The following is a 26,844-nucleotide window of genomic DNA, read 5'->3' as shown; positions in this document are numbered from 1 at the left end:
TGGGACCGATGGGGTTCGAGCGGGCTGGGCGGTACGGCGAGTGGTTCACAGCTGGTCACGGTGGGCTCGGTCACGCACCATCAGGGCGGCGCGCTTGTCGGGCAGGTCCACTTCCCCGCAGAAGCGGAATCCGGCGCTCAGGAAGGCGGACACGGACGGGGTGTTGCGCAGGTCCGGCTCGGCGACGATCCGGCCGCAGAGCGGACGGTTGTCCAGCACGAGGTCCGAGACGGCCCTGAGCAGCAGGGAGCCGATGCCCCGTCCGCGGTTGCCCACCGCGCCGATGAGGAGATGGACGCCCACGTCGTGGGGCCGTGCGGGGTAATGGCGGGCCAACGGATCCAGATCCGCCCGGTAGATCTCCCAGTAGCTCATGGGTGAGCCGTCGAGGACCCCGAGGCAGGGCACGCTGCGACCGTCCCCGGCGAGCTGCTGCCGGAGGTGCGCGGCGGTGACCGCCTCCGGTCCGGCCAGCTCCCAGAAGGCGGCGACCGCCGGATCGTTCATCCAGCGGCTGATCGTCGCGAGATCGCGTTCCGCCTCCACCGCGACGAGCCGGAACTCCCCGGCGGAGGTGGTCACCGGGCTCCATGTGCCGGGGCTGCCCACGAGAGCGGAGGCGTCGGCCGCAGCGGGGGCCGCGGGGCCGTCACCGAGCAGGGCGAGGAGTTCCTCGGTGAGCCGCAGCTCCAGGGTGTCCTCGGTACCGGTGGCGTCGGACGGGTCGGCACCGGTCCCGGTGCGGGCATCGGCGTGGTGCACCGTGCCACTCTCCTCTCGTGGGTTCGGGCGGTCCTGACCCTCAGCCTCGGAGGGGGTTGGCGATCGTGACGTAGACGGACTGGGTGTCGACCGGCCCGACCAGTTCGTCGAGGCCGTGCATCCGGGTCATCAGATTGGCCTTGCACCGCAGGTGCGCGGTCTCCAGGAGGTAGGCGGGAAGGGGGGATCCCAGCGCCACGGCGCCTTCGAGGAAGCGGCGGAACGCGGCGAGGAGGAGCCTTTCGTCGGCGAGCCGTTGGGCGCCGAAGGCCCCGATCAGACCGAACACGTTGTTGATGCCGAGGTAGTAGGCGAGTCGCTCGTCGGTGACAGCGTCGGAGACGAAGGTGTCGCTGACGGTCCCGATGCCGGGGAGCCGGCGCTCGAGCGCGCTCCGGTGGGACTCGCGGAAGTAGTACCCCTGGTTGTCGCGGTACCTGCCGCCCACGGGCCAGCCGTCGTGGTCGAGGAGCACGAGCGTGTTCTGCTGGTGCGCCTCCAGGGCGACGCCCGCGTGCGCGTCGAGCCAGAGGACGGGCAGGACCACCCGGTCGAGGTAGCGCAGGAACCACTCGGCGCAGACGGCCCCGGTCGTCCTGCCCGTGCGCGCGGCCAGCGAGGAGATGGTGTCGGCGAGCCGCGAGTGCGTGCCGGAACGGCCGGGCCACGGGCGGGGAGCGGTGAGTCCCGCGATGCACACCGCGTCGTCGGCCGGGCCGAACGGGTTGTGGCGGAGCATCACGTCGAGGCCGGGGACGGGGCTGCCGTCCGGGTGGTCGACGGCCAGCCAGGCCGGGTCCCGGACGATGTCGAAGCCCGGGTGTGCCTCCCGCCATCGGTCGGCCAGCCCGGTGCGGAGCAGCCGGTGGACCTCGGCTCCGCGGTGGAGTTCCTTACGGAGGTTCTCCCGGCGGGAGTTGGTGATCCGTACGCCCAGGGACAGCTTCAGCATGAGGTCGGATCCGGGCCGGTGCACGGTGCGGACGGAAGAGGTGGGGTGCCAGCGCTCCCCGTACGGGCCGAGGTCGTGCAGGAGTCCCTTCTCGCACAGCGCCACGACCTCGGGGCGGCGCAGGACCTCCGTGGCCTGCCACGGGTGGAGCGGGAGGGCCGCGGTGCCCTCGGGGAGGCTCAGCCCCTCGGCGTGGGGCGCGAGGAGCGCCTCCGCGGGTACGGGCCGGCCGGCCTTCGTCCACGACGAGTCCGTGGCCAGCACGGAGCGGTCCACGGCCAGCCAGTGGAGCGGGAAGGAGCCGCGCAACTCGGGTGAGTAGAGCAGGGTTTCGGACTCGGAGAGCCCTTCGCGGCTCTTGGGTGTGGGGTGCAGGGGGTGGCCGAGGACGAGGGACTGCTCGCCGGTGAGGAAGAGATCGGCCTCGGACGACGCGGTGGGTGCGCTGCGCCGGTCCGCGATGAAGGAAGCGGTGTGCCGTACGGAGTCGGCCACCCTGGCCACCAGGTCGACCCCGGCGCTCCGCTCGCTCTCACGGCTCAGCAGCGCGGCCACGGTGACGGCGTCGGCGCCCGGGGCGCCGGGGGGCGCGTTCTCGAGCACGGGGGTCCCGAAGCGGTGCCAGCCCGTGGCGGACCAGTGGGCGACCGGGACCAGCAGGGCCGTGCCGCTCGCGGGGAGCGGGATGCGCAGAGTGCCACCGTGCGGCCGGGGCAGGTCGTTCTCCCTGGTCCAGCAGCGCAGCAGGTTCTCCGTGCCGGCCGAGTCCGCGGCCCGGAGCGGGTCCGGATGGTCCAGCGGGTCCATGGGGCAGGGGCGGTCGGCGAAGGCGGCTCCGGCCGGGGAGTCCGCTGCGGCACGCGGGGGCCCGTGGGGTCCGGCCTTCTGGCGCGGCACGGTCGTCGACTCGACGGCGAGCAGCCCGTCCGGGAGGTCATGTCCTCGCTGCTGACTGGTGAGGGGGCCGTCGGCCTCGGGCGCAGGGGTGGTGTTCACAGCGGTCTTCCTTGTGAGGGGTCCGGGATCAGCGGGTCTGCCCGGCAGCCGCCCGGCGGTACGGAGAACGCTCGGCGGCTCTCAGCGCGTCGGCGAGGCGGTCGACGACCGCCACCGCCTGCTCGTCGGTGAGAGTGAGGGGAGGCAGCAGACGGACCACGGCGCTGTGCCGTCCGCCGACTTCGACGATGAGACCGCGGTGCAGGCACTCCTGTTGCACCGCCGCGGCGAGGGCGGGGTCGGGCGGCGGAGCGGAGCGCTTCTCGTCGGTGACGGTGAGCGGCTCGGCCTCGGGGTCCACGAGCTCGATGCCGATCATCAGGCCACGGCCCCGGACGTCACCGATGCTCGGGTGGTCGGCGCTCAGCGCCTGGAGCCTGGCGAGCATCCGCGCGCCCAGCGTCCCCGCGCGTTCGGCGAGCTGGTTCTCCCGTACGTACGCGAGAGTCGCGGCACCGGCCGCCATGGCCAGCTGGTTGCCCCGGAAGGTACCGGCGTGTGCCCCCGGCCGCCAGAGGTCGAGCGCGGAGCGGTAGACGATCACCGCGAGGGGCAGCGAGCCGCCGATCGCCTTCGAGAGCACCATGACGTCGGGCACGACCCCGCTGTGCTCGACCGCCCAGAACGTGCCGGTCCTGCCGACGCCGGTCTGCACCTCGTCCGCGATCAGCGCGATCGAACGCTCCTGGGTGATCTCCCGCATCCGGCGCATCCACCCGTCCGGGGCGGGGTTCACCCCGCCTTCGCCCTGGACCGGCTCCAGGATCATGCCGGCCGGCGCGGGCACACCGCCCTTGGGATCGTCCAGGAGGTACTCCGTCCACCGTGCGGCGAGCTCCGCGCCGTGCTCCCCGCCGGCTCCGAAGGGGCAGCGGTACGTATGCGGGAAGGGGAGCCTCGTCACCCCCACGTCCGTGGCGCCTCCCGAGGCGGCCAGGGCACCGGCGGTCATGCCGTGGTACGCGCCGGTGAAGGCGAGGAGCCCACTGCGCCCGCTCGCCACCCGCACGAGCTTGAGTGCCGCCTCGACGGCGTCCGTGCCCGCCGGACCGCAGAACTGGACGCGGGCGTCGTCCGCCAGCTCCCGCGGCAGTGTGGAGAACAGCTCGGTCGTGAAGGCGTCCTTGACGGGTGTGGCGAGGTCGAGCACGTGCAGCGGCGCGCCCGAGTCGATGACCTTCCTGATGGCCTCGAGCACCACGGGGTGGTTGTGACCGAGCGCGAGTGTGCCCGCCCCTGACAGACAGTCGAGATAGCGTCGGCCGTCGGCGCCCTCGATGGTCATGCCCCGCGCGCGCACGGGCACGATCGGCAGGGACCGCGCATAGGTGCGGGCGGCCGATTCACGCAGCGCCTGACGCCGCAGGATCCCCTCGTGCGCGGGGGGAAGTGCCACCGGAGCTGGTTCGGTCACGGCCACGGCTGTCGGTCCTCCTGCGGTAACAGTTGCGTTGCGCCTCGGTACGGCCTCTTCGAGGGCAGACCGCAGCGCTGAACGCGGTCCGGGTGTCCCCCGTACGTACCAACGACGCGAACGGCAGGAGATCACGGGTAAATCGGAAGATCCTTGCGCAGCGGAACCGTGGCCCTGCCGCGCGCCGTCCCCATCGGCACCGGCATAGTAGGGGCCGCACTCGGGAAGGAGCGCCGCTCCGGGAGTGTGCGCCGCGCCGGGCCGTGCCCGCGACTCCCGAGTCCGCAGTGCAGTACCGAAGTCAGTGACGAAGTCCCAGGGGGATCATCAGATGCGACCCATGCGCCCGATCGACACCGCACGCCGTGGGGGGAGCGTCCGTCGCACCCCCCGGGTTTTCGCCGCAGCCGCCCTCGCCGCTGTCCTGACGCTCACCGCCACGGCCTGCGGGCCGGAGGAGGACGGCGCGGCCGGCGAGCCGAGCAGCTCCACCGGCCAGGCCTCCGACGGGAAGGTCGTGATCCCGGACGACCTCAAGGACCGTCTCAAGGAGCACGGGATCGACCTCGAGAACTGGAGGGACGGCGAGTGGAAGAACTGGGACAGGGACAAGTGGCTGCGTGAGGCCAAGGACTACGTCAACCCGATCATCGAGGACCTCTGGAACCCGGACCGGATGCGGGAGGCGGACAAGCCCCCGGAGAACCCCGTCGACAACGACATCTCCGGCGACGAGGGCGTGACGGACCCGACCCCCGCCCCGGTCGAGGCGGCGAACCTGCGGGCGCCGTACCACGCCAGCGCGCCGACGTCCGGCAAACTGCTGTTCGACGGACCCGAGGGGTCGATGGTCTGCTCGGCGACCGTGGTGCAGGACCCGGCCCACCCGGGCAAGTCCAACATGGTGTGGACCGCCGGGCACTGCGTGCACGCGGGCAAGAACGGCGGCTGGTACCGCAACATCGCCTTCGTCCCGTCGTACAACGACAGCGGCCTGTCGACGGCGGAGCTGGAGAACGCCTCGAAGGAGCAGATCGCTCCGTACGGCGTGTGGTGGGGCCAGTGGGCGCAGACCTCCGACCAGTGGATCAACCAGGGTGCCGCGACCGGAGGTCAGGGCGCCCCGTACGACTTCGCGGTCCTTCAGGTCGCTCCCGAGAAGGGGTCGACGGGCAAGTCCCTGGAGGAGACCGTCGGTTCGGCGCTCCCCGTCGACTTCGACGCCCCGGCCGTCCCGCAGATCGACAGCATGACGGCGACGGGCTACCCGGCCGCCCCGCCCTACGACGGCCAGAAGGCCCTCCAGTGCACCGACGGGCCGGGACGCCTCGCCGTGTTCGAGGCGCAGCCGACGATGTACCGCATCGGGTGCACGATGACCGGTGGTTCCTCGGGCGGCGGCTGGGTCGCGAAGGGCCAGGACGGTAAGCCCGCCCTCGTCTCCAACACCTCCATCGGCCCGGTGACGGCGGGCTGGCTGGCCGGCCCCCGGCTGGGCAAGGAGGCCAAGGGCGTCTACGACGCGGTCAGCAAGAAGTACGCGGGGCGGTAGGCAGGAGAACAGCGGGCCCCGGCATGGTGGTTGCCGTGCCGGGGCCCGTCACGAGAGAGCCGGGCCCGCCCACGCAGGAGGCCGGACACCCCCGTCGAGCGGGGGTGTCCGGCCCCTTGCGTGTCTACCGCGTCAGTGGGCAGCCGGGACGAAGACCGCGAGGTCCGCTCCGAGCTCCTCGTGGACGCGTGCCTTGAGCAGCGTGCCCTCCGGGGTGTGCTCCTCGGAGATCACCTCGCCCTCGGCGTGCACCCGGGAGACCAGCCCGCCCTGGGTGTACGGCACGAGCGCCTCGATCTCCACGGACGGCCGCGGCAGCTCGGCGTCGATGAGCGCGAGCAGCTCGTCGATCCCCGCGCCGGTCCGTGCCGACACCGCGATCGCGTGCTTCTCGGTGCGCAGCAGGCGCTGCAGCACCAGCGGGTCCGCGGCGTCCGCCTTGTTGATCACGACGACTTCGGGCACGTCGACGGCGCCGACCTCCCGGATCACCTCACGCACGGCGGCGAGCTGCTCCTCGGGCACCGGGTGCGAGCCGTCCACCACGTGCAGGATCAGGTCGGACTCGCCGACCTCCTCCATGGTGGAGCGGAAGGCCTCGACCAGGTGGTGGGGCAGGTGCCGCACGAAGCCGACGGTGTCGGCCAGGGTGTAGATGCGGCCGCTCGGTGTCTCGGCCCGGCGCACGGTCGGGTCGAGGGTCGCGAACAGGGCGTTCTCCACGAGGACGCCCGCCCCGGTGAGCCGGTTGAGCAGCGACGACTTGCCTGCGTTGGTGTATCCGGCGATCGCCACCGAGGGCACCTTGTTGCGCTTGCGTTCCTGGCGCTTGATCTCGCGGCCGGTCTTCATCTCCGCGATCTCCCGGCGCATCTTCGCCATCTTCTCGCGGATCCGTCGCCGGTCGGTCTCGATCTTGGTCTCACCGGGACCACGGGTCGCCATGCCGCCACCGCCGCTGGAACCGCCGCCGCCCATCTGACGGGACAGGGACTGACCCCAGCCGCGCAGACGCGGCAGCATGTACTGCATCTGTGCCAGCGACACCTGCGCCTTGCCCTCGCGGGACTTGGCGTGCTGGGCGAAGATGTCGAGGATCAGGGCGGTCCTGTCGACCACCTTGACCTTGACGACGTCTTCCAGGTGGATCAGCTGGCCGGGGCTGAGCTCACCGTCGCAGACGACGGTGTCGGCCCCGGATTCGAGAACGATGTCACGCAGCTCCAGCGCCTTGCCCGAACCGATGTAGGTGGCCGGGTCGGGCTTGTCACGCCGCTGGAACACGGCGTCGAGCACCTGGGCACCGGCTGTCTCGGCCAGTGCCGCGAGCTCCGCGAGGGAGATCTCCGCGTCGTGGACGGTCCCCGATGTCCAGACACCGACGAGCACCACACGCTCCAGGCGCAGCTGCCGGTACTCGACCTCGGTGACGTCCTCGAGCTCGGTGGAGAGACCGGCGACACGGCGCAGGGCCGCGCGCTCGGAACGGTCGAGCTGCTCGCCGTCCCGCTCTCCGTCGATCTCGTGGCTCCAGGCGACGTCCTCTTCCATCAGGGCGTCGGCCCGAAGGCTCTCGGTGAGGCTCTCGGAGTTGGCTTCCGGAGCGCTCTGCGCGTCCTGCGCGTCCTGGGGAAGGGAAGAAGAGGAGGTCATTGGATCCTTACGTCGATAGAAGTCCGATACGTCAGTCACAACGCGTGACCCCGCCGGAAGATTCCCCTGGGGGAGACCGACCGGCCGGCCGCCGTGCCGACGCGTCGATAGTGGCATGTACCCGCCCGGCGCGTCACTCGGGTTTCGGTGCCCGGGCGGGGCTCCGCACGGCTGCGGCGTCCCGGGGGGCGTCGGTGCGCCATTCCGGGTGGCCGGGCATCGGCGGGGTCTTCTTCCCGTAGAGCCAGCCGTCGAAGAACGCCGTCAGGTCCCGGCCCGCGATCGTGGACGCGAGGGTGGTGAACTGCTGCGTGGTCGCCGACCCGTCGCGGTGGGCACGCACCCAGGTCCGCTCCAGGCGGTCGAACGCGGCCTCGCCGATCTCCTCACGCAGGGCGTACAGGATGAGCGCGCTGCCGTCGTACACGACCGGCCTGAACAGGCTGATCTTGTGGTCGGGGGTGGGGACGTCGGGGCGGGCGGGCGGCCCGCCCGCGGCGCGCCACGTGTCGGAGCGAGCGTAGGCCTCCCGCATCCGCCGCTCCAGCGGCTTCTTCGCGTGCTCCTCGGCGTACCGGGCCTCGTACCAGGTCGCGTGCCCCTCGTTGAGCCAGAGATCGGACCAGGACCTCGGGGAGACGCTGTCGCCGAACCACTGGTGGGCGAGCTCGTGGACCATGACCGAGTCGACGTACCACTCGGGGTATCCGGATCCGGTGAACAGGGAGCGCTCGAAGAGGGAGAGCGTCTGGGTCTCCAGCTCGAAGCCGGTCTCGGTGTCGGCGACCAGCAGTCCGTACGTCTCGAACGGGTACGGCCCGACCTGGTTCTCCATCCACGCCAGCTGCGCGGGGGTCTTCTTCAGCCAGGGCTCCAGCTTCTCGCGGTCGGCCGCGGGCACCACGTCGCGTACCGGCAGGCCACGCGGCCCGGTGCGGTGCAGGACAGCGGAGCGGCCGATGGACACCTGGGCCAGTTCGGTCGCCATGGGGTGCTCGGTGCGGTAGGTCCAGGTGGTCGTGTCCGCGTGGTGCCGCTGTCCGGCGGGAAGGCCGCCCGCCACGACCGTGAACTGCTTCGGCGCGGTCACCCGGAAGGTGAAGTACGCCTTGTCCGCGGGGTGGTCGTTGCCGGGGAACACGCGGTGCGCGGCGTCGGCCTGGTTCGCCATCGCGAGACCGTCGGCGGTGGGGACCCAGCCGCCGTTGGCCTTGTCGCCGGTGGGGTCGCTCGTGTGCCGGACGGTGATCCGCACGGGCGTCCCGTCCGGGAGCGGGACGGGCGCGTCGACGACCAGGTCCTCCCCGGCGGTGGCGAACTCCGCCGCCAGGCCGTTGACCTCGACGGAGCGTACGGCGCCGCGGGCGAAGTCGAGATTGATCCGGTCCAGGGGCGCCGTGGTCCGTGCGTCGATGGTGGTGACGGCGTCGAGGGGCTTGGTGTTGCTGCCCTTGTAGGTGAGCGAGATGTCGTACGCGAGGACGTCGTAGCCCGGGTTGCCGAGGTGAGGGAACAGACGGTCGCCGATGCCGAGCGGCTCGGGTGCGGGCAGGGTGGCGGCGACGAGGGTGACCGACGCGGTGGCCAGCAGAGCGGCACGCAGTCGGCGCGAGGTGAGCGGCATGGACTACGGCTACCAGCGCGCACCGCCCGTGCGGGGGTGGCGCGCGCCGCACCACCCGAACGGGGTCGACGGGACGCGGCAAGGAGAGGCTCGTGGAGGAGGGGGCCGTCAGCCCGTCGCGGCAGGCTGCTGGGCCCGGCTCACGTCGTACACGCCGGGTACGTCGCGCATCGCCCGCATGAGGCCGGGCAGCCCTGCCGCGTCGGGCAGCTGCAGCGTGTAGGTGTGCCGGACGCGCTGCTCACTGGGCGGCTCGACGGTCGCGGAGACGATGGCCGCCTCCGCGGTCGCGATGGCCTCGGTGAGGTCGGCGAGGAGGCGGGGCCGGCCGAAGGACTCGGCGACGAGGGTGACCCGGTAGTCGGTGGTGCCGCTCCAGTCGCCCGGGTCGCTCCAGCGGGCCTCCACGGCCGCCCGGCCGGTCGTCCGCATCCGGGTCACCGCGGGGCACTCCTCGCGGTGGACGGTCACGGCCCCGCCGCGCACGGTGAATCCGACGATGCCGTCGGGCGGCACGGGGGTGCAGCAGCCGGCGAGCCGGACCGGCGCCCCCGGCGCGTCGACGGCCACGCTCGGAGCCCTGCCGGCCGCCCGGCCCCGGCCGCCCGGCGCCTCGTCGGCCGGCTGCGCGTGCGGCCGCGGTGCGTCGGGCCGGTTCCGCTGGGGGCCTTGCGCGCCGTCGGGATGCGCGTCCAGCCATGCGGTGATCGCGATCCGGGCGGCGGGGGTACGGGCGTGGTCGAGCCACTCCGGGGAGGGGCCGGACGAGGCGTCCTGGGCGAGCAGCAGCTGCACGGTGTCGCCGTCGTTCAGTACGGTGCTGAGCGTGGCCAGGCGGCCGTTGACACGGGCTCCGATACAGCCGTGCGCCTCGTCGCCGTACTGGGCGTAGGCGGCGTCGATACAGCTGGCGCCGGCGGGCAGCCCGAGCCTCCTGCCCCCGTCTGTGCGGAAGACGGTGATCTCCCGGTCCTGTGCGAGGTCGGCGCGGAGCGTGGCCCAGAACGTGTCGGAGTCGGTGGCGGACTCCTGCCAGTCCAGGAGGCGGGAGAGCCACCCGGGCCGGGTGGGGTCGGCGCGCTCGCCGTCGACGGGTTCGGCCTGGTGCGCCGTGGTGGTGCCGTCCTGGGTGTACGGGTTGCCGAGCGCGACGACGCCCGCCTCCGCCACCTTGTGCATCCGGTGCGTCCGGATGAGGACCTCGGCGACGGCGCCTTCGGGGCCGACCACCGCGGTGTGCAGCGACTGGTAGAGGTTGAACTTGGGGGCCGCGATGAAGTCCTTGAACTCGGAGATCACCGGGGTGAAACAGGTGTGCAGTTCGCCCAGGACCGCGTAGCAGTCGGCGTCCTCCCCCACCAGGACGAGCAGCCGCCCGAAGTCGGTGCCCCGCATCTCGCCGCGTTTGATCCGTACCCGGTGGACGGACACGAAGTGCCGTGGCCTGATGAGCACTTCGGCGCTGATACCGGCTTCCCGGAGCGTCGTCCTGACGTTGTCGGCGATCTCGGTGAGCGGGTCCTGCGCGCTCTCCCAGGCGGAGATGAGGGCCTGGGTGCGCTCGTACTCCTCCGGGTGGAGGATGGCGAAGACGAGGTCCTCGAGCTCCGTCTTGAGCGCCTGCACGCCGAGGCGTTCGGCGAGCGGGATGAGGACGTCGCGGGTGACCTTGGCGATCCTGGCCTGTTTCTCGGGACGCATGACGCCGAGGGTCCGCATGTTGTGCAGCCGGTCGGCCAGTTTGATCGACATGACCCGGACGTCGTTGCCGGTGGCGACGAGCATCTTGCGGAAGGTCTCGGGCTCGGCGGCGGCGCCGTAGTCGACCTTCTCGAGCTTGGTGACGCCGTCGACCAGATAACAGACCTCGTCGCCGAACTCCTCCCGCACCTGATCGAGGGTCACCTCGGTGTCCTCGACCGTGTCGTGGAGGAGTGAGGCCGTCAAGGTCGTGGTCTCCGCGCCCAGTTCGGCGAGGATCAGGGTGACGGCCAGCGGATGGGTGATGTACGGCTCGCCGCTCTTGCGCATCTGGCCGCGGTGGGAGGACTCGGCGAGGACATAGGCCTTGCGCAGGACGGAGAGGCCGGCGTCGGGGTGGTGCGCGCGGTGGGCCTCCGCGACGTGCCCGATGGCGTCGGGCAGCCGGTCACGGGAGACCGGCCCGAGCAGGGCGACACGGCCCAGCCTGCGCAGATCGATCCGTGGACGACCGCGCTTGCGAAGGGGAGCACCTGGATTGGTGGCCTCTGCGCTCATGGGGCACCTCCGGCAACGTCGACCGGCGGTGGAGAGGTGCGGATGCACCTCCGGGCCGGTGCTTGATGCTATCGACCCCACCACGTGGCGCAGTCCCGCTCTCGCTCAGCGTGAAACGGATCACCCATTCGAGCGAAGCTCTAACCGATCATCGTTTCGAGCCAGGAGGGGTCGATCACGCCTTCGGCGACGATCACGGCAGGCCCCGTCATGTCGATCCCGCCGTCCGGGAATTCGGTGATCATCAGGGTGCCGCCGGGCAGGTCCACGGTGTACGTGGCCGGGGCGCCGGTCAGCGCCGGGTCCACGCCGTCCCTGCGGGCGGCCGCCACGGCCACGGCGCAGGCGCCGGTGCCGCAGGAGCGGGTCTCGCCGGAGCCGCGCTCGTGGACCCGCATGGCGACGTGCCGCGGCCCGCGGTCCGCGACGAACTCGATGTTGACCCCGTCCGGGTAGACGGACTGCGGGCTGAACGGCGGTACGCCGTGGAGCTCCCCGGCGTGTGCCAGGTCATCGACGAACGCGACGGCGTGCGGATTGCCCATGTTCACGTTGCGGGCCGCCCAGCTCCGGCCGTCGACCGTGACCGTGACACCGTCCTCGGGGAGCTCGGCACGCCCCATGGAGACCGTGATGTCACCGTCCTTGGCGATGTGCACCCGCTTGACCCCGCCCCGGGTCGCGACGGCCAGATCGCCTTCGGCGACGAGACCGGCGCGCCGCAGGTGGTGGGCGAAGACACGCACCCCGTTGCCGCACATCTCGGCGACGGAGCCGTCGGCGTTGCGGTAGTCCATGAACCACTCGGCCTGCTCGGCCATGCCCCGGGCCTCGGGGTGTGCCGCGGACCGCACGACGTGCAGCAGCCCGTCGCCGCCGATGCCCGCCCGGCGGTCGCAGAGCCGCGCGACGACGGGGGCCGGCAGGTCGAGGGCGTTGTCCGGGTCGGGAACGATCACGAAGTCGTTCTCGGTTCCGTGGCCCTTGAGGAAGGAGATCTGCGAAGTGCTCACGAGCCAACTGTACGAGGCTTCACCGACAGGCCGCCGATCCGGGTCCGCGAGGGTCCGGGCAGGTCAGCGGAGCCGGGCCACGCGCCAGACGGCCAGGGCCACCAGTACGGCGCAGACGGCCACGTACAGCGCGACCATCCGCCAGTCGGGACGCTCGTCCGATCCCCGGCCGGGCAGGCCGGGCCAGGTGTGACCCACACGGCGCGCCGCCATCATGCCCCAGCCGGCGGCGCAGCAGCTGATCAGCAGTCCCAGCATCGCCACGACGGCACCGCCGCCGCCGAACTCGAAGGCGAGCGGGAAGGCGAACATCAGGGAACCGACCGCTGCCAGGCCCACGATGGGCGCGAGCTGCCAGATCCGCAGCCGGCGGGCGGGTCGGAGCTCGACCTCGACCTCGGGGGTCACCAGATGCTCGTCCGGCCCGTCAGGGCTCAGGCGTCCTGGCTCGTGCCGCGTACCCGGTGCGTCTCGGTCTGTGTCGCGAGGGCCGGCCTCCATCGCCACGCGCCCTCCCAACTCGGACTCCACTGGTCGATCGATGCTCGATGATGGCACGGCGGGGACCGCCGGAATGACGGCCGGAGCGTCCCGATGCCATCACGTGATCAGGCTGTGACCGCCCGTTCGACCAACGCCAGCGCCCGGTGCGGGAGTTCTCCGCGCTGTTCCTCGGAGCCACTCAGCCACCGGACGCGCGGGTCGCGCCGGAACCAGGAGTCCTGACGGCGCGCGAAGCGTTTGGTGGCGCGTACGGTCTCGGTGCGCGCCTCCCCCTCGGTGCACTCCCCGGCGAGCGCCGCCAGGACCTGCTGGTAGCCGAGCGCCCGGGAAGCGGTCCGCCCCTCCCGCAGGCCGCGGGCCTCCAGTGCGCGCACCTCGTCCACCAGGCCGGCTTCCCACATCCGGTCGACCCGGGTGCTGATCCGCTCGTCGAGCTCGGGGCGTTCGACGTCCACGCCGATCTGGACGGCGTCGTAGACCGCTTCGTCGCCCGGGAGGTTGGCCGTGAAGGGCTTGCCCGTGATCTCGATGACCTCCAGGGCCCGGACGATGCGGCGCCCGTTGCTCGCCAGGATGGCGCGGGCGGCCTCGGGGTCGGCGGCGGCGAGCCGGGCGTGCAGGGCGCCGGAGCCGAGCTCCGTCAGTTCCTGTTCGAGCCTGGTGCGCACCTCGGGGTCCGTGCCCGGGAACTCCAGGGCATCGATCGCGCCCTTCACGTAGAGACCGGAGCCGCCCACCAGGACGGGGGTCCGCCCTTCGGCCAGCAGCCGGTCGATCTCGGCGCGGGCGAGCCGCTGGTACTCGGCGACGCTCGCGGCCTCGGTGACGTCCCAGATGTCCAGCAGGTGGTGGGGTACGCCGAGCCGCTCGGGGGAGGTCAGCTTCGCCGTGCCGATGTCCATGCCCCGGTAGAGCTGCATGGAGTCGGCGTTGACCACCTCGCCACCGAGCTCCTGGGCGAGGAACACACCCAGATCGGACTTCCCGGCGGCGGTGGGACCGACGACGGTGATGACGCGCGGGGCGGGAGCTGCTCTTCTCACCGGGACAGTCTCCCAAACTTCGGGACGCCCCCCGACCGGGAGGAGCGGCACGCGCTTCTCCGGAGCCCGTTTCCGGCCGGTCCCCGCCGGGCACGGACGGACACGGCGAGTGACGCGTGATTGCTCACAGAAGGGTAAAATGTGACCCACAGTCCCCCAGCACGGAAGGTGACCCATGGGTTTCCTGGACAACCTGAAGGCCAAGCTGGCCCCGGCCAAGGAGAAGGTCGGCGACCTCGCGCAGCAGCACGGGGGCAAGATCGACCAGGGCCTCGACAAGGCCGCCCGCACGGTCGACCAAAGGACCAAGGGCAAGTACAGCGACAAGATCGTGTCCGGCACGCAGAAGGCCAAGGACGCGGTCGACCGCCTGGGCAACAAGAACGAGGGCGGTACACCGCCACCGCCGCCCGCCTCCTGACCCGGGTGTCAGCGGAACCGAGGGCCGTGGAGCGATCTCGCTCCACGGCCCTCGCGCATGACGGCGGCGGAGTGGCCGGGTTCCGCGGCCCGGCCGTGGTTCACGACCAGGCGGCGACGGCGTAGCCCACGCCGTACGGGGCGTCCTCGTACAGGAGCTGCCCTTCCAGGCCAGCGCCCCGGGCGGCGCCCGCGAGCACCTGCCAGGGTGCCCGGCCCGCCGCCTTGAGTTCGTACGCGAGGGACTCGTCCAGGGCGCTCAGCGCGGCCACGTCCGCGCGGCCCAGGGCCCGGGCCGCCTCGGCGTCGAAGCCGGCCGCCCGCTCGTCCAGGTAGCCGGGCGCCTTGACCGTACGGCAGGCGCTGCCGTCGCCCATGACGAGCAGGGCCACCCGCTCCGCCCTGGCCGCCAGCTCCGCCCCGGCCGTGAGGCAGCGTTCGGCGGTGAGCGTCTCCCCCACGCCGAGACCTTCGACCGGGGGGCCGCTCCACCGGGCCCGCTCCAGCAGCCAGGCGCCGACGGCGAGGGACGCCGGCAGCGGGCGCTCCGGGGCGGCGGCCCCGGCGGGCGACTCCCCCAGCCGCACGGTCAGGTCGACGCCGAACGCGGCGAAGGAGCCGGCCGAGCCCGGAAGGAACGGGCCCCGGTCGTCCGGCCCGGCGGGTCCGGCCACGATCAGCACATCCGGTTGCGAGGCGGCGAGCACGCCCAGCGCGTCGAGGCACGCGTTCCTCGCGGCGTCTAGCTCGGGCCCGGCGCCCGCGGCCACCTCGGGAACCAGGAGCGGCGGGCAGGGGCAGACGGCTGCGGCGACAAGCATGCCGGTCAGCGTACTCAGTCGCAGCCGCACCCCGGGGTGGCGGCCGCGGGCTGCGGTGCCGGGGCGCCGATGCCGGGCAGGCCGAGCATGACGCCCGCGGGCTGTACGGCGGGGGCGGCGGTGCGCTTCTCCCAGGCGTCGCCCGACCGGGTGCGGCGGACGCCCAGAGGTGTGCCCTCGGCGAGCAGGTGGTGCGGGGCGGCGTAGGTGATCTCGACGGTCACCACGTCCCCGGGGCGTACGTCCTCGGCCGGCTTGGTGAAGTGGACCAGGCGGTTGTCGGGAGCGCGGCCGGACAGCCGGTGCGTGGCACCGTCCTTGCGGCCCTCGCCCTCCGCGACCATGACGTCGATGGTCCGGCCGACCTGCTTCTTGTTCTCCTCCCAGGAGATCTCCTCCTGGAGGGCCGACAGGCGCATGTAGCGCTCCTGTACGACCTCCTTGGGAATCTGCCCCTCCATGTCGGCGGCGGGGGTCCCGGGGCGCTTGGAGTACTGGAAGGTGAAGGCGTTCGCGAAACGGGCCTCGCGGACGGCGTGCATGGTCTGCTCGAAGTCCTCCTCCGTCTCTCCGGGGAAGCCGACGATGATGTCGGTGGAGATGGCGGCGTCCGGCATGGCGGCACGCACCTTCTCGATGATCCCGAGGAAGCGCTCCTGGCGGTAGGAGCGGCGCATGGCCTTGAGGATCGTGTCCGAGCCCGACTGCATCGGCATGTGCAGCTGCGGCATCACGTTCGGCGTCTCGGCCATCGCCGCGATCACGTCGTCGGTGAAGTCACGCGGGTGGGGCGAGGTGAACCGCACCCGCTCCAGACCCTCGATCGTGCCGCAGGCCCGCAGCAGCTTGGAGAAGGCCTCCCGGTCGCCGATGTCGGAGCCGTAGGCGTTGACGTTCTGGCCGAGCAGGGTGATCTCGCTGACGCCCTCGGCCACGAGGGCCTCGATCTCGGCGAGGATGTCACCGGTGCGGCGGTCCTTCTCCTTGCCGCGCAGCGCCGGGACGATGCAGAAGGTGCAGGTGTTGTTGCAGCCGACGGAGATCGACACCCACGCGGCGTAGGCGGACTCACGGCGGGTGGGCAGCGTCGAGGGGAACGCCTCCAGGGACTCGGCGATCTCGACCTGCGCCTCCTCCTGGACCCGGGCGCGCTCCAGCAGCACCGGCAGCTTGCCGATGTTGTGCGTACCGAAGACGACGTCCACCCAGGGGGCGCGCCGGACGATCGTGTCGCGGTCCTTCTGCGCCAGGCAGCCGCCGACGGCGATCTGCATCCCGGGGCGCTTCGTCTTCATCGGGGCGAGGCGGCCGAGGTTGCCGTAGAGCTTGTTGTCGGCGTTCTCACGGACCGCGCAGGTGTTGAAGACGACGACGTCGGCGTCGCCGTCGGAGCCCTCGGGGGCGCGCACGTATCCGGCGCCCTCCAGAAGACCCGACAAGCGTTCGGAGTCGTGGACGTTCATCTGGCACCCGTAAGTGCGTACCTCGTAGCTCTTCTGGACGTCCACTGCTTCGCTCCGGTTGCCGCTGGTCATGGGACAAGGGTAGGCGGTGGCCGGGGCACGCCCCTACGCCGGAGCAGCGGCACGACGTGTACGGCAGCCGTGGGGGCGTGCCGTCCGGCTGCGAGCCGCGCTCCGGCGACCGTCGCGCGGGACGGCCCCGGACCGGCCGGACGGCTCCGCGGGTCCGCGGAGGACAGGCGCCGGCCCGGGGGCGGAGGGGACCCGGGGGGCCGTTGAATGCCTCGTTCCGGTCTCTTCCTATGCTGATCTTCCACGCTCGAAAGGTGCATGTCATGGTCCTCTCTCTCCTCCGCGGCAGGCGATCGAAGGCAGCCTCCGGCGGCGGTGCGAGATTCGCCCTTCCCGTCCCGGCCGGGGCCGGAACCGTCACCTGTGAGGTGATCGACCCGATGGGCCAGCCGCTCGGCGGCGCCGAGATCACGGTGACCGCCCAGGAATCGGCCCGGACGGTTGCGAAGGGCACCACCGACCTCTACGGCATGTTCGTCGCCGCCCTGCCGCCCGGCGACTACCGACTGCTGATGACGGCCGAAGGGATGCAGCCGGCCAGCTGGACGTTCGGCATCGCCGCGGGCGAGACCCTGTCGATGGGCCGCGTACAGCTGGACGTCGCCCGGCAGCTGGAGCCCCCGGCACCCGGCACCTGGCTCTTCGACCCGCCGCACACCGCGATCCGCTTCATCGCGAAGCACGTCGGCATGGCCAACGTGCACGGCCGCTTCACCGCCTTCGAGGGCGGAGTCCGGATCGCACCCGTGGTCGAGGACTCGCAGGTCGAGATACGCATCGACGCCTCGAGCATCAACACGGGCAACAAGACCCGGGACAACCATCTGCGCTCCGCGGACTTCCTCGACGTGGAGAACTACCCGCACCTCCATTTCGCCAGCAGGCGCTTCGTGTACCGGGGCGGGAACAACTGGACGGTCCAGGGAGGGCTGACGATGCACGGTGTGAGCCGTTCCGTCTCCCTGGACACGCAGTACCTGGGCGCCGTCAACGGCGGTTACGGCGAGGAACTGCGCTGCGCGGCGCGTGCCACGGCCGAGCTGCACCGCGAGGACTACACCCTGAACTGGCGCAACATGCTCGCCCGCGGCATCGCCATCGTCGGGCCCACGATCCAGCTGGAGATGGACATCCAGACGATGTTCCAGGGCCCCGACACCCCGACGCCTCCGGAGTGACGGCGGGGGGGCGCCCTCCCCGGGGCGCGGAAATCCTGACCCGCGCGACAGGAGGGGCCGCGACCGGCACGGGTGTCACCTGTCCGCCCTGGCCAGCACGGGCAGGGAAATGGCAGGATCGCGCCATGCTGCACGCACCGTCCCGTTTCGGCCGGCGACGCATCCTTCAAGGGAGCGCCGCCGCCGCGGTCGTGCTCGGACTCCTGCTGTGGTGGGTCCTCCCGATCGGGGAGGAGGAACCGAGCGGTTCGCTCACGTTCTCCACCGGCGTGCGGAGCGGGGTCTACCAGCGCTACGGGCAGCGGCTGGAAGGCGCGTTGGCCAAGGACATGCCCAAGGTGTCCATAGGGCTGCAGACGAGCGAGGGCTCCCAGCAGAACGTCGAACGGGTGGCGACGGGGAAGGCCGACTTCACCATCGCCACGGCCGATGCCGTCGCCACGTACCTGCACAGCGGAAAGCCGGGCGCCGACCGGCTGCGGGGCTGCGTCCGGCTGTACGACGACTACGTCCAGCTGATCGTGCCCAGGGACTCCGGGATCCGGACGGTCGCCGATCTCCGCGGCAGGAGGATCGGTGTGGGGCAGGCGGGGTCCGGGGTGCTCCTCGTCGCCGACCGGCTGATGAAGGCGGCGGGCCTCGACCCCACGGCGGACATCACGCCCGTCCACGCGGGCATCGACACCATGCCGGAGAGGCTGACGGACGGCCGGCTGGACGCCTTCTTCTGGTCGGGCGGGCTGCCGACCGGCGCGGTGCAGGACCTCTCGAAGAGGTTCGCCATCCGTCTGGTGCCCCTCGACGAGAAGCTGGTGACCGAGCTCCAGGCGGCCGGTGGATCCACCCGCTACTACCGTTCGGCCGTGATGCCGGCGGACGCCTACCTCGACGCCCAGCAGGGGCAGGCCGTGCAGACGGTGGCGGTCTCCAACCTGCTGATCACCACGGACCGTGTGGATCCGCTGACGACCGAGGCGTTCACCCGGACCGTGATCGACAGCCGGGACCGGATCGGCCGCGAGGTGCACTCGGCGCAGCTGGTGGATCTGCGGACGGCGATCTACACGGATCCGCTGCCCCTGCACGAGGGAGCCAAGCGCTACTACCGCTCGGCCAAGCCCTGACGGGACCGCCCGGGGCTCACAGGGGCTGACAGGAACGCGCGGGGCTCACAGGTGCGGAGGGTTGCGCGGCACCGTCACGGTGACCCGCAGGCCGTGCGGCTCGTGGGTGCCGTAGCCGATCGACCCGCCGCCCGCCGCGAGCAGCGCACGCGAGATGGAGAGGCCGAGCCCGGACCCCTTGACGTTCTGGTGCCGCCCGCTGCGCCAGAAACGGTCGCCGACGCGCTCCAGCTCCTGTTCCGTGAGACCGGGCCCACGGTCCGCGACCACGACCGTCGCGACCTCGCCGTCGGCCCCGGCCGTGACCCTGACCTCCTCGCCCTCCGGCGTGAACTTCAGCGCGTTGTCGATCACGGCGTCCAGCGCGCTGGACAGGGCGATCGGGTCCGCCCAGCCGGTCACCGCGGGCGCCCCGTCCAGCGTCAGCAGCACGCCCTTCTCCTCGGCCAGCGGACGCCATGAGGCGACCCGTTCGCCGGTGAGCGCGGCGATGTCCGTGAGCCGGAGGTCCGCTGCGGTGTGTTCGGCCAGCGCGAGGTCCAACAGGTCGTCGAGGACCTGCGCGAGGCGCTTGCCCTCCGTACGGACCGAGGCGATCTCCTCGTTTCCCTCGGGCAGTTCGAGGGCGAGGAGCTCGATCCTGAGCAGGAGCGCGGCCAGCGGGTTGCGCAACTGGTGCGAGGCGTCGGCGACGAAGGCGCGCTGTTGCTCCAGCACGTCCTCGACGTTGTCGGCCATCTCGTTGAACGACCGGGCCAGGCGCCTGAGCTCCGGAGGCCCGCCGGACGCGACGACGCGGGACCTCATCCGGCCGCTCGCGATGTCGTGGGTGGCCGCGTCCAGCACCCGTACCGGCAGCAGCACCCAGCCGGTGAGCCGGATCGCCGCCCCGACCGCCACCAGCATGGCCACGGCCTCCCCGAGGGCGATGAGCAGCCAGCCGCGCACGGTCCGGGACCGCATGTCCCCGGTGGGTGAGTCGGTCACGACGACGGCGACCACGTCTCCGTCCCTGACGACGGGCGAGGCGACGACGATACGGCCGTGCTGCCAGGGCCAGACCTGGGGCGGGTCGTGGGAGCGGCGGCCGAGGAGGGCCTCCTGGAAGGCCTCCCGGCCCTCTCCCTCGACGGGCAGGGTCCAGGAGGCAGGGGCCTTGGCGAGGGCTCTGTCGTCCCGGTAGAAGACCCCGGCGCGGATCCCGTACACCGAGTCGTAGGCCTCGAGTTCGGCCTGGAGGATGCGCCGCCGTTCGTCGGAACCCTGGGCGGGTTCGCTGACGAACTGGGCGAGCGCGCCGAACCGAGCGGTGTCGTCGATCCGGTCGATGACGACCCGCTGCTGTTCGGCGGCGGCCACCCGCGCGGCCAGCGGGACCCCGAGGGCCAGCAGCACGGCGGCCATCAGGACGATGAGCAGGGGGAGCAGGCGGGTGCGCACAGGAAGGCCGACGTCCTCAGTCCGACGGGGGGACGAGCCGGTAGCCGACGCCCCTGACGGTCTCGACCAGCGCGGGAAGCCGCAGCTTCGAGCGCAGCGAGGCGACGTGGACCTCGAGCGTGCGCCCCGTTCCCTCCCAGCTCGTCCGCCAGACCTCGCTGATGATCTGCTCCCGGCGGAAGACCACGCCGGGTCGCTGGGCGAGCAGCGCGAGCAGATCGAACTCCTTGCGGGTGAGCTGGACCTCCTGGCCGTCGACACTGACCCTGCGCGTGGGCAGCTCGATGCGGACCGTGCCGATCCGCAGCGCCGCGAGCGGGGTCGGTCCGGTGTCCCCGGCAGCTGTCCTGCGCCGGGCGACGGCGTGGATGCGGGCCAGGAGCTCACCGGTGTCGTACGGCTTCACGACGTAGTCGTCGGCGCCGAGGTTCAGCCCGTGGATCCTGGACCGGACGTCGGAGCGCGCGGTCACCATGATGACCGGGATCGCCGAGCGTTTGCGGATCTTCCCGCACACCTCGTAGCCGTCCTGGTCGGGCAGCCCCAGGTCGAGGAGCACGACCCCGAAGGGTTCCTTGTCGGCGGGCAGCAACGCCTGCAGGGCCTCCTCGCCACTGCGGGCGTGCACGACCTGGAAGCCGTGCCGGGACAGCACGGCGGAGAGCGCGGCCGCGACGTGGTCGTCGTCCTCGACGAGCAGCAGTCTCATGGTCCCCTCACCGCCTCATGACTTCTCAAGGTGCTTCGCGTTTCTTCGTGACGGCCGGACCGTGCGTGACGGTGCGCCGGTGTTCCACCCGGCGGACCTTCCCGTACAGCGGCGATTCACGTCATTCCCGTACCAGGGCATCCACGCCGATGACCGGTACGCCAGTCAAGTCCCTGCCGGTTACCAGCGGGTTTCCGTTACCCACCCGGTACGCCGACGAGCACCCCGTGGCGTCCCGTTCACGCGGTGTGTCCGGTTGCGGCCGGATCGTTATGCTCAATTTCCGCTCAGATGTAATGACGCTGGTCGCACTGCGTCACTAGGGTCCTTCCCTAACCGAGGAGGACGGAGCAAGAAGCCGATGAGCGGAGTGTCAGTGACCAAGGCCGCCGAGGATGCCGCACCTGCGGGAGACGACCTTGTCGTACTGAGCAACGTCAACAAGCACTTCGGCGCGCTGCATGTGCTCCAGGACATCGACCTGACCATCGCCGCCGGCGAGGTCGTCGTAGTCATCGGACCCTCCGGGTCCGGGAAGTCCACGCTGTGCCGCACGATCAACCGCTTGGAGACGATCGACTCGGGCGCGATCTCGATCGACGGCAAGCCGCTGCCCCAGGAGGGCAAGGAGCTCGCCAGGCTGCGTGCCGATGTCGGCATGGTCTTCCAGTCGTTCAATCTCTTCGCGCACAAGACGGTGCTCGAGAACGTGATGCTGGGCCAGGTCAAGGTTCGAGGGACGGACAAGAAGGCGGCCGAGGAGAAGGCCCGCAACCTGCTCGACCGCGTAGGGGTCGGCGTGCAGGCGGACAAGTACCCCGCGCAGCTCTCCGGTGGTCAGCAGCAGCGCGTCGCGATCGCCCGCGCGCTGGCCATGGACCCCAAGGTCATGCTCTTCGACGAGCCCACGTCGGCGCTCGACCCGGAGATGATCAACGAAGTGCTCGAGGTCATGCAGCAGCTGGCCCGGGACGGGATGACGATGGTCGTCGTCACCCACGAGATGGGCTTCGCCCGCTCGGCGGCCAACCGCGTGGTCTTCATGGCGGACGGAAAGATCGTCGAAGAGGCGACTCCCGACCAGTTCTTCAGCAATCCGAGCAGCGACCGGGCCAAGGACTTCCTGTCGAAGATCCTTCACCACTGATACCGACGACCTACGACACGAGGACTGTTCACATGAAGCTCCGTAAGCCGGCCGCCGTTGCGGCCATCGCTGTGCTCGCCCTGACCGCCACGGCGTGTGGTGGCAAGGAGGGCTCCGCCGGTGACAAGCCGTCGGGCGTCAAGCCCGGTTCGTCGGAGGCCCCGAAGCTGCCGACGTACACCGTCGCGACCGGTGTCGACCTGGACTCGCCCACCTTCAAGGAGGCGAAGACGCGCGGCAAGCTGGTCATCGGCGCCAAGGCCGACCAGCCGTACCTCGGCTTCGAGGACCAGTCGACCAAGGAGCGTTCCGGCTTCGACATCGAGATCGCCAAGATGATCGCTGCCGACCTCGGCTTCTCCGAGAAGCAGATCGAGTGGAAGACCGTCGACTCCGGTATCCGCGAGACGGCCATCTCCAAGGGCCAGGTCGACTACTTCGTCGGTACCTACACGATCAACGACGAGCGCAAGAAGCAGGTCGGCTTCGCAGGCCCGTACTACAAGGCCGGCGCGGACCTGCTGGTGCGCAAGGACGAGACGTCCATCACCGGCAAGGAGTCGGTGAAGGACAAGAAGGTCTGCTCGATCGTGGGCTCCACCCCGCTCCAGGAGATCAAGAAGCCCGAGTACGGCGCGAAGGTCGTCGAGCTGGCCAAGTACTCGGACTGCGTGCAGCAGCTCCTGACCAAGCAGGTCGACGCCGTCACCACCGACGACTCGATCCTCAAGGGCTACGCCGCCGCGAACTCCGGCAAGCTCAGGGTCGTCGGCAAGCCGTTCACCGACGAGCCCTACGGCGTCGGCCTGAACAAGGACGACAAGGTGCTGCGCGAGGCGATCAACAAGTCGCTGGACGACCACATCAAGGACGGCACGTACAAGAAGATCTACGAGGCGACCCTCGGCCTGTCGGGTTCGGACTACACCGAGCCGCCGGCCATCGAGCGCTACTGACGCAGCGCCTGCTGTCGTCCCGTCACTGACGCCACCCGCGTGAGTGAGGCGTCCCGTACGCCCCCGTCGCTCCACACGGCGGGCGTACGGGGCGAACCTTCCCCTGCCCTGATGCCGCTGACCGCCGACGCGGAGACCCCATGAACGTATTGCTCGACAACTTCCCGGAATTCCGCGACGGCTTCATAGGCACCGTGTCGATCACCGCCGTCAGTTCGGTCATCGCACTGGTCCTGGGTGTCGCCGTCGCCGGCTTCCGGGTGTCGCCCGTGCCGCCGCTGCGCTACTTCGGCACCGCCTGGGTGACGCTGCTGCGCAACACCCCGCTGACCCTTCTCTTCCTGATCTTCTTCTTCGTGGTGCCGGAGATCCTGTTCCCGGGCATGAGCCCCTTCCTGCTCGGGTCGCTGGCCCTCGGCTTCTACACCTCTTCCTTCGTGTGCGAGGCGGTCCGCTCCGGCATCAACACGGTGCCGCTGGGACAGGCCGAGGCCGCGCGCTCCATCGGCATGACGTTCGCCCAGACCTTGCGGATCGTGGTGCTTCCGCAGGCCACCAGGTCCGTCATCCCGCCGCTGAGCAGCATCTTCATCGCGCTCACGAAGAACTCGGCGATCGCCGGCGCCTTCAGTGTCACCGAACTCTTCGGATGGCAGAAGCTGATGAGCGACCGGGGCTACGAGATCACGCCCGTCTTCATCTGGGTGGCCCTCGGCTACCTGGTCGTCACGTTCGCCATCAGCGGTCTGTTCCGGCTGCTGGAGCGCCGCATGGAGGTCGCCCGATGAGCGCCAGCGTTCTCTACGACGCCCCGGGCCCCAAGGCCGCTGTCCGCAACAGGATCTACGCCGTCGTCGGCGGTCTCGCCATCCTGGCCCTGATCGCGGTCAGCGTGATCAGGCTGTCCGACAAGGGGCACCTCGCCCCCGAGATGTGGGACATCTTCAACTACGCGGGCATCAGGCAGAACATCGCCGACGCGGTGCTCGCCACACTCAAGGTCTTCGGTCTGGCGGCGGTCGGCTCACTGATCCTGGGAGTCCTGCTCGCCGTCGGCCGGCTCTCCGACCACAAGCCGGTCCGCTGGGCCGCGACCACCTTCATCGAACTCTTCCGTTCGATCCCGCTGCTGATCACCATCTACGCCATCTGGGTCGGCTTCCTCACCGACTACTCGATGTGGGCCCTGGCGCTCGGACTGTCCGTCTACAACGGCTGTGTCCAGGCCGAGGTGCTGCGCGCGGGTATCAACTCGGTGCCCAAGGGCCAGAGCGAAGCGGCGTTCGCGCTCGGGATGAGCAAGACGCAGGTCATGGTCAGTGTGCTCATGCCGCAGGCGGTCCGGGCGATGCTTCCGACGATCATCAGCCAGCTGGTCGTGACTCTGAAGGACACCTCGCTCGGCTTCATCATCCTGTACCCGGAGCTTCTCCAGACGGCGCGTCTGATCGCCTCCAACACACAGGTCAACGGCCAGTACCCGTACGTGTCGACCATCGCCGTCATCGGCACGATCTACGTGGCGATGTGTCTGCTCCTGTCGGCGCTCGCCACCTGGATCGAGAAGCGCGGCAGGCGGGCCAAGACCGGCATCGCGGTGGCCGGCGCCGCCGAGACGCCGGAAATCCTGCCCGCCGGCAGCCTCGTCGGGCCTCGCGCCGAGGACCGGTCCGCAGAAGGACCCGACGCGAATGAGGGAACCAGCAAGACGAACTGACGGGCCGAGGGTCGGGTTTCCTCTCACAGGCCAGGCACCGCCCGCTCTTTGCCTCCGAAGCCGCCCCCCGGTGATCCGGCGGGCGGCTTCGGACTCCTCCGCCGCAGAATGCACGTGGGCAGGCCGTCGGAGACGGCGCGTCAGGATCACCGGGCGACCGGGCCTGTACCGCCCCGAGCTTCTGCCGTTGGTTCCTCGTCCGGCCTGTCGGACTGCGGAGGCTCTGCCGCAACGCGGGGCTTCACGATCCGGTGTCACTTGACGCAAGCACCGGCAGTGGGTTGCATACGTTCTGTGATCCCGCCTCGAACGATTCCGGCAGCCACCTCCTCCCCCTCGGCCCCGACGACCGGCGCGGAAGGGATCACCCCGTGGACCCGGTGATCGTCGTCGGCGCCGGCCCGGTCGGGCTGGCGCTGTCGCTCGCTCTGGCCGCCCAAGGTGTTCCCTCGGTCCTCCTCGACGAGGGCCCGGGCAAGGACGAACCCCGCCCCGCGCGCACCGTCGTGCTGCGGGAGGACACCGCGGACCTGGTGGAACGGCTGGGCTGCCCGGCGCTCCACGACGAGGGGCTGCGCTGGACCGGCTGGCGGTCCGTGCGACGGAAGCAGCTGGTGCGCGCCGTGCCCCTGGGCGATGCGGAAGGCACCGTCCCACTGCCCTCGCCGGTCCATCTGCCCCAGCACGCGCTCACCGGGGGGCTGCGGGCCGCCGTGGCCGCGCGGGATCTCGTCACCATGGTTCCGCTCAGCAGGATCGACACCCTGGAGCAGGACCCGCACGGCGTCACCGTGCACACCCGGGAGCCCGGATCGACCTGGTGGCGCGGTAGCTACGTGGTGGGCTGCGACGGCGCGCGGTCCACCGTCCGCAAGCTCCTCGACATCAGGTTCCCCGGCCGTACGGCGGTGGAGCGGCACGCAGTCGCCGCTCTGCGGGCCGAGCTGCCCTGGCCCGGCGAGGCCGTGCTGCACCGCTCCCCGCCCTGGCGCAGCGGTGGTGCGGAGATCACGGCGCGACCGCTCCCGGGGGACGTCTGGCGGCTGGACTGGCTCCTGCCGCCCCGCGGTGAACTCGTCACTCCCGACGCCCTCGTCACCCGGATCCGCGACACCCTCGAGGGCTGGTGCGGCGAGACACCGGCGTACGAGCTGCTGGACACCGGCGTGTACACGCTGCACCACAGGCTGGCCAGGCGGTGGCGGTCCCAGCGGGCCTTTCTCGCGGGCGACGCCGCACACCTGCTGGGCGCGCTCGGCACCCAGGGACTGGACGAGGGGCTCCGGGACGCCGAGAACCTGGCCTGGAAGCTGGCCCAGGCATGGCACCAGAGCGCTTCCGAGCTGCTGCTCGACAGCTACCAGGCGGAGCGCAGGGCCGCTGTCGCCTCCCGACTCCGCGCCGCCGACCAGTCGCTGCCGATACTGCGGGGCGGCGGGGGCCTCCGGACGCTCGTACCCGGCACCGCGCGCGGGCACGACACCCTGCTGGCCGACGGTCATCTGGGATGCGGCCCCCTGGGCGCGCCCCCTTCGTACACGCACTCCCCCCTTTCGCCTCGGCACGCCGAGGCGCACGCGACGGTGGGGACGGCCCCCGGCGCGCCGGTCATCGATGTCCGGGTGACCGCCCCCGACGGGAAGGCGGTGCGGCTCCGCGACCGGCTGGGCCAGGGGCATCTGCTGGTGATCCTGGTCGCGCCGGGCACCGGGGTGTGGGACAGGCGGCACTGGATGACGGCGGGGGTCATGCCCCGGCTCGTCGACGCGGTGGAGGCCCTCCCGGTGCAGGCCGAGCTGCTGGTGGCCGAGAGCTACCCGGGAGCGACGGCCCACACGGTGCTGCTGGTCAGGCCGGACGGACATCTCGTGGCGGCCTTCGGCGGAGTGCGGCCGGCGGAGCTCTTCGCGGCGGCGGACGCAGCGCGCGGCGGCGCGGACACGGCGCACGAGGACGACGGGCGCACCACCACGAGCTCCGACCGGACCGCGGACGTCAATTGACCGTCGTAGACGCACATGGTGT

At 71.3% G+C, this 26,844-nt stretch carries 22 protein-coding genes; 9 read left to right on the top strand and 13 right to left on the bottom strand.

Going from position 1 to position 26,844, the window contains the following annotated elements; all coding sequences use genetic code 11:
- Positions 1–45 precede the first annotated feature (45 nt).
- From OG488_RS28100 to OG488_RS28090, 3 genes are read right to left on the bottom strand one after another with little or no spacing between them, the layout of a single operon-like run.
- Positions 46–762 carry a GNAT family N-acetyltransferase gene (locus OG488_RS28100; RefSeq protein WP_329233600.1) on the bottom strand — a complete coding sequence of 239 codons (717 nt, stop codon included), beginning with the start codon at positions 760–762 and terminating at the stop codon, positions 46–48.
- 40 nt (positions 763–802) lie between these two features.
- A complete protein-coding gene (locus OG488_RS28095; RefSeq protein ID WP_329233599.1) occupies positions 803–2,710 on the bottom strand; it encodes an IucA/IucC family protein in 1,908 nt (635 codons plus the stop codon).
- A gap of 28 nt (positions 2,711–2,738) precedes the next feature.
- On the bottom strand, positions 2,739–4,130 hold the full coding sequence (locus OG488_RS28090) for a diaminobutyrate--2-oxoglutarate transaminase family protein (protein ID WP_329233597.1): 1,392 nt from the start codon (positions 4,128–4,130) through the stop codon (positions 2,739–2,741).
- Positions 4,131–4,464: 334 nt separating this feature from the next.
- On the opposite strand from OG488_RS28090, the gene OG488_RS28085 reads away from it, so the two are divergent.
- Positions 4,465–5,676 (top strand): trypsin-like serine peptidase, encoded by a 1,212-nt coding sequence (locus OG488_RS28085; RefSeq protein ID WP_329233595.1) that lies wholly within the window; start codon positions 4,465–4,467, stop codon positions 5,674–5,676.
- Between the two features lie 132 nt (positions 5,677–5,808).
- Here OG488_RS28085 and hflX read toward each other — a convergent pair whose 3' ends face one another.
- The 6 genes from hflX to miaA form a co-directional block, all read right to left on the bottom strand.
- On the bottom strand, positions 5,809–7,329 hold the full coding sequence (hflX, locus tag OG488_RS28080; protein WP_329233594.1) for a GTPase HflX: 1,521 nt from the start codon (positions 7,327–7,329) through the stop codon (positions 5,809–5,811).
- A gap of 133 nt (positions 7,330–7,462) precedes the next feature.
- Positions 7,463–8,953 carry a M1 family metallopeptidase gene (locus OG488_RS28075; protein WP_329233592.1) on the bottom strand — a complete coding sequence of 497 codons (1,491 nt, stop codon included), beginning with the start codon at positions 8,951–8,953 and terminating at the stop codon, positions 7,463–7,465.
- A gap of 108 nt (positions 8,954–9,061) precedes the next feature.
- On the bottom strand, positions 9,062–11,212 hold the full coding sequence (locus OG488_RS28070; RefSeq protein ID WP_329233590.1) for a RelA/SpoT family protein: 2,151 nt from the start codon (positions 11,210–11,212) through the stop codon (positions 9,062–9,064).
- A 140-nt stretch (positions 11,213–11,352) separates the two neighbouring features.
- Entirely contained in the window at positions 11,353–12,225 is an 873-nt protein-coding gene (dapF, locus tag OG488_RS28065) for a diaminopimelate epimerase (RefSeq protein WP_329233588.1), read from the bottom strand.
- 63 nt (positions 12,226–12,288) lie between these two features.
- Positions 12,289–12,726 carry a hypothetical protein gene (locus OG488_RS28060; RefSeq protein ID WP_329239077.1) on the bottom strand — a complete coding sequence of 146 codons (438 nt, stop codon included), beginning with the start codon at positions 12,724–12,726 and terminating at the stop codon, positions 12,289–12,291.
- 107 nt (positions 12,727–12,833) lie between these two features.
- A complete protein-coding gene (gene miaA, locus OG488_RS28055) occupies positions 12,834–13,772 on the bottom strand; it encodes a tRNA (adenosine(37)-N6)-dimethylallyltransferase MiaA (protein ID WP_329233586.1) in 939 nt (312 codons plus the stop codon).
- 175 nt (positions 13,773–13,947) lie between these two features.
- Here miaA and OG488_RS28050 point away from each other — a divergent pair, with 175 nt between their 5' ends.
- A complete protein-coding gene (locus OG488_RS28050) occupies positions 13,948–14,193 on the top strand; it encodes an antitoxin (protein WP_329233584.1) in 246 nt (81 codons plus the stop codon).
- Positions 14,194–14,293: 100 nt separating this feature from the next.
- Here OG488_RS28050 and OG488_RS28045 read toward each other — a convergent pair whose 3' ends face one another.
- Positions 14,294–15,013 carry a class III extradiol dioxygenase subunit B-like domain-containing protein gene (locus tag OG488_RS28045; protein ID WP_329233583.1) on the bottom strand — a complete coding sequence of 240 codons (720 nt, stop codon included), beginning with the start codon at positions 15,011–15,013 and terminating at the stop codon, positions 14,294–14,296.
- Positions 15,014–15,027: 14 nt separating this feature from the next.
- The gene (gene miaB, locus OG488_RS28040) at positions 15,028–16,548 is read right to left on the bottom strand and encodes a tRNA (N6-isopentenyl adenosine(37)-C2)-methylthiotransferase MiaB (RefSeq protein ID WP_329233581.1); all 1,521 of its coding nucleotides are present in this window, start codon (positions 16,546–16,548) and stop codon (positions 15,028–15,030) included.
- 263 nt (positions 16,549–16,811) lie between these two features.
- On the opposite strand from miaB, the gene OG488_RS28035 reads away from it, so the two are divergent.
- Both OG488_RS28035 and OG488_RS28030 read left to right on the top strand, forming a co-directional pair.
- Positions 16,812–17,726 (top strand): YceI family protein, encoded by a 915-nt coding sequence (locus tag OG488_RS28035; protein WP_329233578.1) that lies wholly within the window; start codon positions 16,812–16,814, stop codon positions 17,724–17,726.
- 125 nt (positions 17,727–17,851) lie between these two features.
- On the top strand, positions 17,852–18,850 hold the full coding sequence (locus OG488_RS28030) for a TAXI family TRAP transporter solute-binding subunit (RefSeq protein ID WP_329233576.1): 999 nt from the start codon (positions 17,852–17,854) through the stop codon (positions 18,848–18,850).
- A 45-nt stretch (positions 18,851–18,895) separates the two neighbouring features.
- Here OG488_RS28030 and OG488_RS28025 read toward each other — a convergent pair whose 3' ends face one another.
- Positions 18,896–20,290, bottom strand: a complete 1,395-nt coding sequence (locus tag OG488_RS28025; RefSeq protein WP_329233574.1) for a sensor histidine kinase — start codon at positions 20,288–20,290, stop codon at positions 18,896–18,898.
- A 16-nt stretch (positions 20,291–20,306) separates the two neighbouring features.
- On the bottom strand, positions 20,307–20,999 hold the full coding sequence (locus OG488_RS28020; RefSeq protein WP_329233572.1) for a response regulator transcription factor: 693 nt from the start codon (positions 20,997–20,999) through the stop codon (positions 20,307–20,309).
- Between the two features lie 361 nt (positions 21,000–21,360).
- Here OG488_RS28020 and OG488_RS28015 point away from each other — a divergent pair, with 361 nt between their 5' ends.
- From OG488_RS28015 to OG488_RS27995, 5 genes are all read left to right on the top strand, one after another.
- Positions 21,361–22,146, top strand: coding sequence for an amino acid ABC transporter ATP-binding protein (locus OG488_RS28015; protein ID WP_329233570.1), 786 nt, complete (start codon positions 21,361–21,363; stop codon positions 22,144–22,146).
- A 32-nt stretch (positions 22,147–22,178) separates the two neighbouring features.
- The gene (locus tag OG488_RS28010) at positions 22,179–23,102 is read left to right on the top strand and encodes a glutamate ABC transporter substrate-binding protein (protein WP_329233569.1); all 924 of its coding nucleotides are present in this window, start codon (positions 22,179–22,181) and stop codon (positions 23,100–23,102) included.
- 140 nt (positions 23,103–23,242) lie between these two features.
- The gene (locus tag OG488_RS28005) at positions 23,243–23,890 is read left to right on the top strand and encodes an amino acid ABC transporter permease (RefSeq protein ID WP_329233568.1); all 648 of its coding nucleotides are present in this window, start codon (positions 23,243–23,245) and stop codon (positions 23,888–23,890) included.
- Positions 23,887–24,819: an amino acid ABC transporter permease gene (locus tag OG488_RS28000; protein ID WP_329233566.1), complete on the top strand. Its 933-nt coding sequence runs from the start codon at positions 23,887–23,889 to the stop codon at positions 24,817–24,819. Before OG488_RS28005 ends, OG488_RS28000 begins: the two co-directional genes overlap by 4 nt.
- Positions 24,820–25,190: 371 nt before the next feature.
- Positions 25,191–26,822 (top strand): FAD-dependent monooxygenase, encoded by a 1,632-nt coding sequence (locus OG488_RS27995; protein WP_329233564.1) that lies wholly within the window; start codon positions 25,191–25,193, stop codon positions 26,820–26,822.
- Positions 26,823–26,844 lie beyond the last annotated feature (22 nt).

Source organism: Streptomyces sp. NBC_01460 (assembly GCF_036227405.1).
GTDB lineage: Bacteria > Actinomycetota > Actinomycetes > Streptomycetales > Streptomycetaceae > Streptomyces.
The sequence above is the reverse complement of the archived record's forward strand: the minus strand, read 5'-3'. Positions and strand labels throughout refer to the sequence as shown.

Bases quoted from the DNA above. Each gene is read 5' to 3' on its own strand.
- OG488_RS28085 (WP_329233595.1), top strand. From the start codon at position 4,465: ATGCGCCCGATCGACACCGCACGCCGTGGGGGGAGCGTCCGTCGCACC.
- hflX (WP_329233594.1), bottom strand. From the start codon at position 7,329: ATGACCTCCTCTTCTTCCCTTCCCCAGGACGCGCAGGACGCGCAGAGC.
- OG488_RS28075 (WP_329233592.1), bottom strand. From the start codon at position 8,953: ATGCCGCTCACCTCGCGCCGACTGCGTGCCGCTCTGCTGGCCACCGCG.
- OG488_RS28070 (WP_329233590.1), bottom strand. From the start codon at position 11,212: ATGAGCGCAGAGGCCACCAATCCAGGTGCTCCCCTTCGCAAGCGCGGT.
- OG488_RS28060 (WP_329239077.1), bottom strand. From the start codon at position 12,726: ATGGAGGCCGGCCCTCGCGACACAGACCGAGACGCACCGGGTACGCGG.
- OG488_RS28050 (WP_329233584.1), top strand. From the start codon at position 13,948: ATGGGTTTCCTGGACAACCTGAAGGCCAAGCTGGCCCCGGCCAAGGAG.
- OG488_RS28045 (WP_329233583.1), bottom strand. From the start codon at position 15,013: ATGCTTGTCGCCGCAGCCGTCTGCCCCTGCCCGCCGCTCCTGGTTCCC.
- miaB (WP_329233581.1), bottom strand. From the start codon at position 16,548: ATGACCAGCGGCAACCGGAGCGAAGCAGTGGACGTCCAGAAGAGCTAC.
- OG488_RS28035 (WP_329233578.1), top strand. From the start codon at position 16,812: ATGGTCCTCTCTCTCCTCCGCGGCAGGCGATCGAAGGCAGCCTCCGGC.
- OG488_RS28030 (WP_329233576.1), top strand. From the start codon at position 17,852: ATGCTGCACGCACCGTCCCGTTTCGGCCGGCGACGCATCCTTCAAGGG.
- OG488_RS28020 (WP_329233572.1), bottom strand. From the start codon at position 20,999: ATGAGACTGCTGCTCGTCGAGGACGACGACCACGTCGCGGCCGCGCTC.
- OG488_RS28015 (WP_329233570.1), top strand. From the start codon at position 21,361: ATGAGCGGAGTGTCAGTGACCAAGGCCGCCGAGGATGCCGCACCTGCG.
- OG488_RS28010 (WP_329233569.1), top strand. From the start codon at position 22,179: ATGAAGCTCCGTAAGCCGGCCGCCGTTGCGGCCATCGCTGTGCTCGCC.
- OG488_RS28005 (WP_329233568.1), top strand. From the start codon at position 23,243: ATGAACGTATTGCTCGACAACTTCCCGGAATTCCGCGACGGCTTCATA.
- OG488_RS28000 (WP_329233566.1), top strand. From the start codon at position 23,887: ATGAGCGCCAGCGTTCTCTACGACGCCCCGGGCCCCAAGGCCGCTGTC.